Annotated in this window: 6 protein-coding genes; 2 read left to right on the top strand and 4 right to left on the bottom strand. The window is 43.8% G+C overall.

Annotated elements, in window-relative coordinates; genetic code table 11:
• Nucleotides 1-176 precede the first annotated feature (176 nt).
• Nucleotides 177-1,052 carry an AraC family transcriptional regulator gene (locus MKY73_RS13780; RefSeq protein WP_339308110.1) on the top strand — a complete coding sequence of 292 codons (876 nt, stop codon included), beginning with the start codon at nt 177-179 and terminating at the stop codon, nt 1,050-1,052.
• Nucleotides 1,053-1,249: 197 nt separating this feature from the next.
• Here MKY73_RS13780 and MKY73_RS13785 read toward each other — a convergent pair whose 3' ends face one another.
• The 3 genes from MKY73_RS13785 to MKY73_RS13795 form a co-directional block, all read right to left on the bottom strand.
• Nucleotides 1,250-3,226 carry an alginate lyase family protein gene (locus MKY73_RS13785; RefSeq protein ID WP_339308111.1) on the bottom strand — a complete coding sequence of 659 codons (1,977 nt, stop codon included), beginning with the start codon at nt 3,224-3,226 and terminating at the stop codon, nt 1,250-1,252.
• Nucleotides 3,227-3,298: 72 nt separating this feature from the next.
• Nucleotides 3,299-4,345: an S-layer homology domain-containing protein gene (locus MKY73_RS13790; RefSeq protein ID WP_339308112.1), complete on the bottom strand. Its 1,047-nt coding sequence runs from the start codon at nt 4,343-4,345 to the stop codon at nt 3,299-3,301.
• Nucleotides 4,346-4,416: 71 nt separating this feature from the next.
• Nucleotides 4,417-9,765, bottom strand: a complete 5,349-nt coding sequence (locus tag MKY73_RS13795; protein ID WP_339308114.1) for a carbohydrate-binding protein — start codon at nt 9,763-9,765, stop codon at nt 4,417-4,419.
• Between the two features lie 300 nt (nt 9,766-10,065).
• Between MKY73_RS13795 and MKY73_RS13800 the strand changes: the two genes are divergently transcribed.
• The gene (locus MKY73_RS13800) at nt 10,066-10,857 is read left to right on the top strand and encodes a carbohydrate-binding protein (protein ID WP_339308115.1); all 792 of its coding nucleotides are present in this window, start codon (nt 10,066-10,068) and stop codon (nt 10,855-10,857) included.
• Between the two features lie 837 nt (nt 10,858-11,694).
• On the opposite strand, the gene MKY73_RS13805 is transcribed toward MKY73_RS13800, so the two are convergent.
• Nucleotides 11,695-12,558 carry a hypothetical protein gene (locus MKY73_RS13805; protein WP_339308116.1) on the bottom strand — a complete coding sequence of 288 codons (864 nt, stop codon included), beginning with the start codon at nt 12,556-12,558 and terminating at the stop codon, nt 11,695-11,697.
• Nucleotides 12,559-12,663 lie beyond the last annotated feature (105 nt).

Here is a 12,663-nt window from a genome sequence, read left to right on the forward strand (position 1 = left end):
AGTTCCCGCTTTCCTGTTATGGATTCTTATTCATCATTTAGTTGGAACAGCATCAGTGTATCATGCTAAAACCCGCAATAGTTTTGCTGTGTTTAATGAAAATACCGTTCTGTTGCACTTTTGACAAAAGATAAAGCAATGCTACAATCTAGTAAAAATGGTGTGGAGTGATTTTCATGGAAGTCGGTTTTGAATCAGTCCCGTTTCATGGAAAACCTGTGGTGTGGACAGATCGTCATCGAACGAGTCAATCAAACAGCAGTTTTTATCATTGGCACCAGTGCTGCGAGTTCTTGATTGTATTTGAAGGCAATGGCACTGTGGTGATGAATAACAAGACGTATCCAATCAAGAAAGGTATGCTCTTTGTATTTCAACCTTTCGAAATACACAAAGTCTTTGCTAAAGTAACTCATGAATGTCCCTACGAACGTGCAGTGATACATATAAACCATTCGCTTATGAATCAATATTTGAAAGAATATCCACGTCGCAGAGAATGGTTTGATCGTTTGTGCTATTCCAGTGAGATTGAGCGCGCATTTGACTTCAGCAGAGATATGAACCTCTTTAACTACTGTATGGAGGATTATGGACAAATTGCTCATATGGAACAAGGTGACACTCAAGAGGAAATTACCGTATTTATTCTTCAGTTTCTTAGTGCTGTGGCAAGGATCTTCCCTGAAAATCAATTGGAGTCCACGCTTACACGTCGTAAGAAAGAACATTCCGAACTGATTATGCAGTGGCTGGACGAACATTATATGGAATCTAACATACTCAACAAGCTGGCAGATCAACTGCATTTTACAAGATCCTATGTATCCCGCCTTTTCAAAAAAGAAACTGGGAGTAATTTGAGCGAGTACCTTACTGCGAAACGAATTAAAGTAGCCGCTCATATGCTTGAAACGACAACCCTGCCCGTGGAAGTAATAAGCCATCGCGTTGGCTTCCAGAATGTTTCACATTTTATCTCGTGTTTCAAAAAAACGTATCAAGTCACACCTTTGAAGTACAAGATAAATCAGAAAAAGAATGCATTATAATGTGATCTAAGATAAGTTAGCCTCCAAAACATTTGTCATGAAAAAACCTCCAAACCCCACTAATAAAGTGGAATCTGGAGGTTTCTTGTTTCTTATTTGAAATATAATACGGATAAAGAGTGTTTGGCTCGTTCTATTTTTTACGATGATGACATCAATATTAAGTGATCCGAACCAGACCATATCATAAAATGTCTCTACTGGATACTTACATTATCAAATGTAGCCGTTGTAAGCGTCGTGTTCGCATGAGATGTCACAGCAAGACCTACATAGGCTGTGCTCGCAGCAGAAATTAATGACGAACCTGTCTGCGTCCATGTCGTGCCATTTGCAGAAATATATGTTGTAACATTGTTCCCAGATCTGGTCGCTCTGACCCAATATGGTGCAGTTACCGTTGCGGATGTTGTAGATTTCGTTACTGCACCTGGTGCCGTCCGATTTTGGAATACGGCGAGTCCTGGTTTCATAGCGGCATACACATTGCTGGCATCCTCAAACAGAGATTCCCGAACCATAACCCCTGCTTTGGCAGACGAATGTGTATTCGACAGGCTGGCAACGCGAGCGGTAATCGTGTGATCCCCTTTTAACGGCACATAAGCAAATCGGAATTGATCCGCGTAATCCCATATATCACTTCCCGAAGCTTTGACTGTATATGTTCCGCCGCTGTAGCTATAACTTCCCGCAACGCCTACACTGCCAATGTCCTGTGAAGAGAACGGAATTTGCGCAGTGGCAGAGGACAGTGTTGTGGCAGTCACCGTACTGCTTGTTGTAGATGTGTTCGATTTTGCATCATATGCGCTTACCTGATAATTATAAGCTGTGGAAGCAGTCAGCCCTGCATCGGTATAGTCCGTAGTTGGTGAATACCCCACAATGGTCCCATTCCTGTATATTTTGTAACCACTCACAGCAACATTATCGGTTGAAGGCGACCAGCTTAGATTAACGACTTTATCTGACAACGGCTTGACTGTTAACCCCAATGGTGCTGATGGTTTCGTTGGATCGGTAATGGTGCCCAGTCTGTATGCAAATGTGAGCAGCGCGCTATCGGTATTTGTCGCCGGCATGCCATTCATATAACTGGTTGTATACGGTGCGGTCAATCCTTTACGCGTTACATAGTGAGCATATATTATTTCATTTTGAGCCCATCCAATGGAAGCACTTCTTCCCGTTCCATTAATGCCACTCCAAGGTCCCATGGTACAACGTCCGTATGTTGAATCCCATGACATTGGTTCATTACCCAGATTATAATTAGACCAATACTCCGAACCAGCTAAGAGTCGATTATCTCCATCTCCAAACAAATCCACACCCTGTTTCCATGCGATTTCTGCGACTACTGTCAAGTTACCAAGTCCGCCGAGTGCATGGATCTGATCCCGACCGGATTCAGAAATTTGTCCCGTAGACATTACGTTTCGTGTAACCGAAGCACAAGAATTCGTTCTGAAATTGGATATTGCAGAATCAAACATGGTTTGATTGTTCGAGAAAATAGCGATGGAAATCATGGATTTCATCGCTGATCCACCCCAATTGGCATCTCCAGGTGATTGAATGTGAGGATAAAAAACGTTGGTCAGCATCGTTTCCAGTTGTGTAATATTCGCCGAAGCCCAGCCAGAGTTGCTATAGCGTAACAATTCGCCTGCATTAGCCAGGAAAATGCCATTATCTCCCGCAGCAAGCTGTGCATCGGTTCCAGCAATGGTAGTCAATGTGCTTGACCAGGCATTCAAAATCTCAATGGCTTTGTTGGCATACGCTTGTGTTCCAGTCACATTCCACAGAAGCGCGTTATAATATGCAGCTCGCGCGTCATTCTCCAAAGCACTGTTTCCGTTGTTGGCATTCGTGCATGTGGAAAGTGTCGAATCGTTCCTGCAAACCACACTAAAAGGCCCTTGTTTGGGATAAGTTGAGGAGGCTTTGCTATCTGTTTTGAAATTAGCTAATGCTGATTTCCAGGGTTCGGTGTTCTGATTGGCAATCATTCGGGTGAGATCCTCAGCATTGTGCATAATCCCGGGATGAGCAAATGTAGCCGCTTCTGCCGTTTTCGGTAAAACTAAACCATATGCGGGGATTAGAAGCATGATGATGACTAGCATGATACTCATGAACGTTGCTTTGGTAGATCGTTGTGACATAAAATCACTCCTTTAATAGTTGTGAGTGGAAACCAAAATAAAATGTAATCGATCTTAAAATTTATGGTTGAATTAATTTTTGTTACCCAACACATTCAAAATCACGGTAACTGCCTCTGCGCGGGTCACATTCGTTTTTGGCGAAAAATGATTATTTCCTATACCCTGCATAATGTTTAATTTTACAGCCTCATAAATGAAAGGCTTCGCCCAAACAGAAATATCGGCTGTATCAGCAAATTCATTCACGTTAGTCACATCATGGCCTTCCTTACCAAGTGCGCGAACAGCAATCGACGCCATCTCGGCACGAATCATTTTCGCGTTTGGTCGGAACGTGTGATCAGCATAACCGGTAATAAGTTGCTTCTGCACTGCTGCTTGCACATGAGAGGAAGCCCAAGTCGGGATCTGGTTCGCATCGGCAAATGCTGCATGCAAATCATTCACGTCAAGCTTAAGCGCTCTGCTAAACATAACAGCAAACTCGGCACGAGTGACCTCCTGCTTGGGACGGAACGTGCCATCCGTATAGCCGTCGATAAATCCGGCTGCTACCGCCTTTAGAATGGAATCCTTTGCCCAATGCCCCTTTATATCACTAAAGATAGTCCCTGATTCCGTCTGTATGGTCTCCTGTAATGCAGGTGTCATGTTAGACATAATCAGTTTTGAATCCACGAGCTTGAGATTCTGAAGTGTAATCGTGCTTTTACCGGCACGTTGCACGCTAAACTGTAGGCTCGTCAACAATTGATCCCCGCTATCGCCTTTCACGTTGCCTACTTTGGTATGCGCAATCTGGAGATTGTTCCCCTCCACTTTCGACACGACCGTAAATCCAACATTTCCTGTGCTTGCTTTGGAGAAACGAAGCGTATTCGCATCAAACTGCAGATTCATTTCATAAGCGTACAGATCCTCAAGATCATGTCCGATGACCGAAATTTCAACCAGCTTGTTGTTGACAGACATCGTCTTTAACTCAAAGCTTGCACGCTTTGACTGCTCTGCTTCTGTGGCTGCATTCACGCTCGTTGCACAGGTCATCAGTAGCACCAATAGACTTGTCCAGACCTTTCTCATTTTCATTTTCTTAACGCTCGCCTTCAATCTCAATGGAGGCCCTCCCTGTCCCATGAATAATCAGAAGGAAGGCACCAGAGTGCCCTCCTATGCTCATTCAAGTTTTATTTTTCCAGCCAGTCACCAACAATCATTTGAGCAACAGCAGCCAACTCACGAATGGTGATTTCACCTCCGTCGAACAGGTCCGCTTTCTCAATATCGCTCCAGCCTGCATCCGTCGATTTGGTACCATAATACTTCGCAATCAGCGACAAGTCCTTGATGCTTACTTGTGTCTGACCTGATACAAGGGTGATCAATTGGGATGCAAATGTATTTACTGCCGATTGAAGCTGGGCCACCGCTGCATCCACATTCGCTTGTGTTGATGAGTTATTGTTTTTCACCTCTATTGCCGCATTGAGAATGGTCTGTAGTTTCGTTATAGCTTGCTGAGGGTATTGACCAATCTTGGTTCCTGCGACAGCTTTAGCCAGTTTGCCTTGAACAAACTGGATCTGTCCTGTCAACGCAGTATGGTCTATAGGTTGAGGCGTTGCCGTATGAACACTTTTTCGGAATGTTGTAATCGCCGCTTGCAAAGCATTGACTGCTGTGTTCACTTCCGCCTGACTGGTTCCACTATTGTCGCGAACGGTCATTGCACTTTGAATTGCGGCATCAAATACTTGTTTAGCCTCCAGTGGGTATTGCCCCTGTGAAGATCCTACAACAGCCGCTGCGGACAATTGCTGTGCTTGCAGGATCGTCTGTTGCAATTCAGCTTTGCTTACACCAATGACAAGCTTTGTGAATAATTCTACCGCTTGATTCAGTTCTACAACTGTGGCATCTACTTCTGCTTGGGTTGACGCCTCATTCGCTGCTACCGTACTTGCATGTTCGATGGCTGTGAGGAGCACTGCTTTGGACCCAATCGGATACTGTCCTGTATCGCTTCCTTCCACTGCCGTGTCATGCAGGGATTGTGCGGACTGGATTGCAGCCGTCAGCTGTGTCTTATCGACTTGAATCTGAATAGCGATTGACGCTGTCGAGGTATCCAGCATGTTAGAATTTCCGTCTGCGGAAGCTTCGAAATCACTTAAGCTGACTTGTGCTTGCCCAGTGGTCGCATCTGCCTTGACTTGCCCATGCAGAGCGATAAGATCCCCAGAATTGGTAATTTGATTCTGGTTCGTGTTAGCCACAATAAGGAGAATCTCACCGGATTCCGGTCTCACCCCTGTTCCAATGATTTGAAAGCCTTCTTCTAAAGAAGTCACTGCTTCATCACCCAGAGTAATATGTCCTTGTTCATCCTCGGTTGTGGGGAATTGCAACTTGTACGTATCGTAAGTTACGGTCAATTGTGCCGTTGTGAAACCATCCGTGACGCCATGTACACCGATGTTCAAGTCCACTGATTGCCCCGGCGCAGCTGTTAAGGGTCCGCGTAGCGTAGACGAATTTTCTGTTTCTGGCTGCGGTTCTGCTATTTCTTTTACAATGATGGTCCAGATAGCAGCTGTTGCTGCACCTTTGGCATCACTCGCTTTGAAGTGGAGCACATAGCTCCCTACTACTTCTGGCGTCCAGCTGAATTCACCCGTAGCTGTATCCAGCTTCGCTCCTGCTGGCAGATCTATACCCGCATACGTGATGGAATCCCCTTCCGGGTCCGTAGCGATAAGCGTCTGCTTCACCTCTTGCCCTGCCGTCACCGTCACTGGAGCCAAATCGGCAAACATGGGGGCTTGGTTATGCTCATCTACGTGTACTACTTTTTTGTACAATTCAAGTTCTGCCACATTGGCATTGCCCTTAGGTGTGTAATACCGAAGATATCGATATCCCTTATCGTTCGTAATTCCTGCAAAGTACCATTTGGCAGTAGAGATGGTTCCGACAGTGTACAGATTTTCAAATGTTGTACCATCATTCGACCCTTGAATGACAGCATCCTTCATCCGATTAAGATGTGTACTGCGCGGATAAAATTTCACACCGCTCAGGATCGGTGCATTGTTTTGACCTAAATCAATCAGAATCCAGCTTGGGTTGGTCAAAGCATCAGGTGCCGTTTCTGTATTGCCATCGAACGCACGCCATCCATTACTCTCAGGAGTCCCGATTCCTGTTGAGTCGCTTGCATCCCATTGCTTGGATGAAGCCTTGACCATCGACTCCGTAACTTGAATGACAGAAAGGGTGGTTATACTCACAGCTTCACTTTTCGCCGTTTCTCCTGCATTTCCGCCGCCAGCAACCTGGTAAGCGTATACAGTACCGGATTTCAGATCAGCATCGGTCAATTCAGTGGAAGTGGTTTCTTTCCATTTGGTAAACGTTCCTTCTGACCCTTGCTTGCGATAGACACTGTAGTAGGTTGCTCCTTTGACCTCCTGCCAGTTCAGCAGAACGGAATTCGGCCCGGTTAACGTTGCGGTTAGTCCTTCAGGGGCCTTATTCTCTTCCTCAGGGTATATGGTCAGCTTCACTTCCTTATCGACATAATTGGATGTATCATCTTCTGCATAGATATGGAAAACATATTCACCTGGCGCAAGTCCGGCCGGTTTAACAATTAACGTCCCGCCTGCCTTGCCATTTAGTCCATTACTATCAATATAAGCCTGATGCTCCGTTGATAAAGATACATTCACTGAGTCTGGATCTTCAACGGATACCTTCAAATTCATATCAGCGCCATTCTCGTAAGCCGCTACACTTGTAAGCTCGAATCCTTGTTCACTTGTCAGCTTGATGACAGGCGGAGTGTCCGCAGGATCAAGCGTGTAGCTCTCCAGCATGACTTCCGTATCTTCCATATTCGTCATAATGGACACAAAAAGACTTTTCACATAGGTTGGGTAGTCATTCGGTTTCACATGTTGATCTGATATGTTCGTGCTTACTCGAAGCCACTCATCGTTTGTATCCGGTACTCGAATCGTAGCAAAGGGGGCAGTCGATGAATCTCTTTGCAGCTGCAATGTGGCCTCCCCATTGGTCCTGACCGTGAAGGAAACGATGCTGTCTTTGGTACGATCCACTTGAAGTGCCGCCTTGCTCAAATAAACGAGGCTTCCATTCTTGGTCTGAATATAAGAGCGACTGCCTTCTTTGCCTACTTCAAATGCACCTGAAATCGAAATGGCCTGATCAGCGATAGAATTGGCTTGACTGCCGGATGTATCTATGTAAGCCAAGCGGTTGCGCTCGATGTTCCGGTATGACTTGAGTGTAATCGGTGAGCTGCCTTTGTATTTTAGGGTAATATCATGAATGCCCTTGATCTTGGCCAAGTCTGCTGCTGCAACTTCAGAGGTGAATTTCACCATGACATTGCTCGTATTTGGCAACTTGTAGGTTGATACCAGTGTTTCACCGCTGTATAACAGCAGTTGGCCCGTCGCATCCGTTGTTTTGGCCTGTAATTCAATGCTGTTATTACCGCTATCAAAATTCATTTTGCTGAATGAGATCTCCCCTCCGTCATTCAGCTTCACACCGTCCGAAGTCTCTGTAGCTCCTGCAGAGAGAACACCTGATAGCGCAGCATGTTCATTTCCTGCATAGCTATCCGAGAATGCAAACCAGTCAAACGCAATCTGATAGGACAGCCAATTTGCACTGCCATAATATTTGAATGCGATTAGATGCTTGCCTGACAGAGGCTTGCTAAGTTTGCCTGAGACGGTTGCATAATTAGTCCACCATCCCGTGTTCGGAACCTGTAATGTGGTTAACACTTCACCTTTGGCAAGATCGGCTGTCGTAACATTAGTGCGATCAATTCCGTCTACTCCATCCAGCAGAATCACGTCCACCTTGGTGCCCACACTTGAATTGCTTGCAGCTCGAATCGTAATCTCTTTGTAGCTGTCATCCAAATCGAGATCATACCAGGTGTACTGATTTTCATAACGAACGTCATACAGCACCGAACGCATGCCATCCAGATCCTGGAACGTGCTCGTGCTGGTTGTTGCGCTCCTGCCAATATAATCGAACGCTTGTAGACGGTCATAAGCCGCTTTCACTTCCGTATATGGCGGATTGCTTAGTGGCTTAGGTGGACCAACCACCTCACCTGTTGCCAGATTCTCTGTCCCTTGTAATAGAACATAGGATGGGAACGCTTGTAATCCACCTTGCTTTTCAATGGATTCTGCCAGATATTTAATCCGTTCATCGCTTGGGTCCAGTGTTTGAGCCTTGTGATGCATATAGTATCCGTATGTGACCTCGGACGCGTAGCCCAATCCTCTGCCGTTATCACTTACGGTATCTACGTAATTGCCTGCCGGATCACCAACCACAGCATTGCTGATATTTACCGGGGTGTACAGGATATCGTAACCCAGGTTATATTTAGCCAGTACATTGGCTCCCGCCAATATCCGATTATCGAGGAATTCAAACAACCCCACACCATTCGCTGCATCCGTTACTTCTCCAAACGTTGGTGAAGCTGGGTCCGGATTGACCTTGGTCCCCTGAATTTCAGCCATGTAGGCAATCATGGATAAGGTTGCTGTATTCCCCGAAGCATGGCCCATGTCGCGGAACATTTCCACAAGTTGTACATGAGGTTCAACCGGTGCACCCGTTCGTTCATTTTGCGTGACATAACGAATCTGATGAAAAATATCACCGGATTGCCCTTTGAACGTAGCCGTTTTGTTAGCGGTAGCCCACTCCACAGCCTCTTGGTACCATTGCTGATTATCAGAGAAAACAGCCGCCATCATATAGGCCTGGGAGATAATACCATGCTGGTTCATCCAGCGGCCGTTGTTATGATAGAAGTTACCATCGTAAAAGGCCATCAGATAATTCTGCGTAAAATTCGTCGTGTCCTCATCCGTCCACGCCCATTCCCCACTGCCTGCCGTATAACGAAGCAATTCGGCAGCTCTCACCATATTCGCCATGGCATCACCGATACTAATGTGCGAATCTGTAAATCCTTTCGGATTAGCCGGATCAATCTGAGACCACAGACGAACAATAGTCATCGCTTTTTCACGGTAACGAACATCACCTGTCGCTGCCCAGATCACGGCATCCGTAAATGCAGCTTCCGCATCTACCTTAGCTTCCTTGGCTTTGGCATCATTATCGATCTTTGTATATGCCGGTTTTGTTTTATCAAGTTTGCTTTGGTTCCGAATATCATAATCAAGTGATCCACTAGGACTAGTCCTGAATTCCTCGAGAGCGCTCGCCCATGGCTCTGCGCCAATGGCAACCTTCTCCTGCATCAGCTTCAGTGCATTTCCAGTGAAACCCACAGAAGGATGAACGAACCCTTCCGGGCTAATCGTCTCCAAAATTGCAGGTTGGGAATGAATCACCGAATCATCTGCGGCCACCTTGCCAGGGACAGATGCTATAACCACACTGAGGCTTACTACCAACACACGAATGACCATCCATTTCATAAGGTTGCAGCACTTCTTCATTTCATAGCCTCCTGGTTCGCTAAAATGTCAAGTTCATAAGAAAACGTTTCCAAAAATCAATATCTCCTTCCCTTGGATTGTTTTTCTTCATGAAGCGTATAGAAAAATCGACCAGAAGTGAACCCAAATTCCGATGATAAAAGTAGGCAAATTCTATTTTTTTCATGTTCTACGATAGCCTGGAAAATTTCTCTTGTGAGTTCTTGAGACGAGTGCTACAATTTTGAAAAAATATGGATTGTAAGCAGTTTACAACCCTACAGCAAACGTCATTCTAATCTTTCAAATTGAGGTGTATTTATGATTCATTTAACGATTGAAGTACAGCGTGAGGATGGAACGATCCTTGCCGAACATACCGATACCAACCACACTCATCTGGTATACGATCAACCCTATCAACCCGGGGATTCTATTGTTCTGAGAAGCTCTAGGGAAAATGTCTATTTGTACATTCAGCTGGATGATGCTTTTAATCCGGATTTTGTATATCTGTCCGGGCTAGAGTACCGTCTACGCATCCCTTTTAATGAAAAGAAAACCTCATACTCTCCCAAGTCATTCACAGGTCAACTTCATTTGCTAACTGTCCGGGTTGCATCCACTGAGGAGATACGCTCCTACAAAAACCTGGCCGCGAATTCGCATGATCATCATACCAACTCAACGTTATATCCTCATGCTTCGGCTAATGTCGAGACGCGTGGTGAGGCCGTGTTTGCTGCGCGTAATGCCATTAACGGCAATACAGTAACCTATTCCCATGGAGAGTGGCCATTCGAATCATGGGGAATTAACCAACGATTAGATGCAGAATTCATCCTTCATTTTGGACGACTTGTTGAAATCGACAAAATCGTGTTGTACCTGAGAGCCGACTTCCCCCATGATAATTACTGGAAGCAGGTTACCTTATCTTTTTCAGATGGTAGTTCTAAGACTGCATCTCTTGAGAAATCTGGAAAATCACAGGAAATTCTATTAGAGCCAAGGCAAGTGGAATGGGTGAAACTGAGCGAATTACTTCAGTCGGAGGATCCTGCATTATTTCCGGCACTTACACAACTTGAGGCATATGGGCGAGAAGTTTAAAAAATTAGAAGAGAACCCCCCGTTGAGCTGCAGTAAACAGAGTTTTACGAGGGGGTCTATGTGTAATAATTGTAAATTATAAATCAATAAACTTTGTTTCATAAGGATCCATCTTCACCATGTTTTCCTGCACAATTCGAGCGATATGAATGATTAAATACAATAATTCCTCGTTTGATATGGAAATGTCCAGCATGCTTTGCACGTAGGTTTTGATCATCTCCGCACATTTGTATTCAAGCGGATGCTCCTTAACCATGTGTTAAAATATAAAATCTTTTACGAATTGCCCAGGCGTCCTTCATGTAAACGCTGGATGAAAAATTGTAAGTGCGTAACTAGTCTCACATAGTGGATAGAATTTTTGTTCAACTGCATATCAAAACTGTATTGAATGAGATTAAAAATATCTTTTAACATTTTGACGGATTGCATTGTGCGCTCCATGTTTTGCTCATGTGTTTGGGCATTACCAAATGAAAGGCGATATTTCCTGCTTCTTCTTCCGGCAGATCAATATGAAGTTCCTGATTCAGCATAAGGACTGCTTCAAAGCCCAGTTCGAATTCGACGGGATGAAACCGCTAGATCTCCCACTCTACTCAGATATTGAACGGAGATGTTGTCTTCAACGAACGAATTGAGCTTTATCCGGCCACATTAGTTCGGTCATCATAATATTCAGATAATAATCTAATCAGCAATGACGCAATGTTCTTGTCCCTCGACATTAGTTGCATACATTACACAGTTCTAATCCCATAAATATAAGCTAAGCATACAACTCTTACAGTTGCACGCTCTTTTTTTATGTCGTTCTAGGCCCAAAATATCCAACTAATTACTAAAAAAGCATGTCAAACGTAAACCAAACGTATCTTTTAAATAAGTATCTGTTGCTAATATAATTTGTTTCATAGAGTTTGTGATCTCTAATATTGATACCCCTGGTTGGACAATAGAAATTTCAAATTCTGTTTCATAACCAGCTCTCACCATCTTTTTTAACATATTTAAAGTCTGTAAGGTCCCTTTTTCGAATCGTGTTTCACCATAGTTTTTCTGTCTCGAATTTTCCCTTTCAATCATTCTTTGTATTATTTCTAATACATTATCATTCCACATAATTGATTTTTCAGCTTGGCCGCAAACTTCATACAGATCTGAGACACGAGAACCGGGATGCTCTCCATGTGAATACTTACAATGATAAAGATGAAATCTAATTTTTTTATGCTTCATATCAATTTTAACAGAAACAATATCAGCAATTTCCCCTGATCCATCATCGTCAAAAATTATGTCTGAACTTTGATCTACAATATGATGTATAGTAGCGTATTGTATAGAATCAATCTTTCTTCCTCTCCCTTGTGATTCCGATTTAATATTGACTCCAAGATCAGGCCAGTTAACAGCAATAAAAACATCTGAAGATAACTTAATACCACTTTTTGGTTTAATCACTGTTTTTAGATTCTCCTGAACTACAACTACAGTTCCATCATGCTGAATAAAAGATATTTCCGGGGAATACTCATAGAAGAAATCAATCATTTGAACTGATCTCTTACCTAATTTCACCATAAGTTTTTCACCTTCAATTTGCTTAAAGCTATAAGAGGAATCATTAATAATTTGTTCAAATGCAAATTTTCTTTCATTTATTAAGAATTCAAATTGAAGATTTCCATCAACCAAACTGGGGCTGCTTATTTCCGATTGATAGAAGGGGTATGCCTTTTCTTCTTTAGTAATATACAACTGTTTCGTGTAAGTATTAGACGTTTCAATCGTTTCTGGTAG

Origin of the sequence: Paenibacillus sp. FSL R5-0519 (genome assembly GCF_037974275.1) — a bacterium.
Taxonomy (GTDB): Bacteria; Bacillota; Bacilli; order Paenibacillales; family Paenibacillaceae; genus Paenibacillus.

What these genes read in the sequence shown, in the direction of transcription:
- MKY73_RS13780 (WP_339308110.1), top strand. Translation starts at nt 177, where the DNA reads ATGGAAGTCGGTTTTGAATCAGTCCCGTTTCATGGAAAACCTGTGGTG.
- MKY73_RS13785 (WP_339308111.1), bottom strand. Translation starts at nt 3,226, where the DNA reads ATGTCACAACGATCTACCAAAGCAACGTTCATGAGTATCATGCTAGTC.
- MKY73_RS13795 (WP_339308114.1), bottom strand. Translation starts at nt 9,765, where the DNA reads ATGAAGAAGTGCTGCAACCTTATGAAATGGATGGTCATTCGTGTGTTG.
- MKY73_RS13800 (WP_339308115.1), top strand. Translation starts at nt 10,066, where the DNA reads ATGATTCATTTAACGATTGAAGTACAGCGTGAGGATGGAACGATCCTT.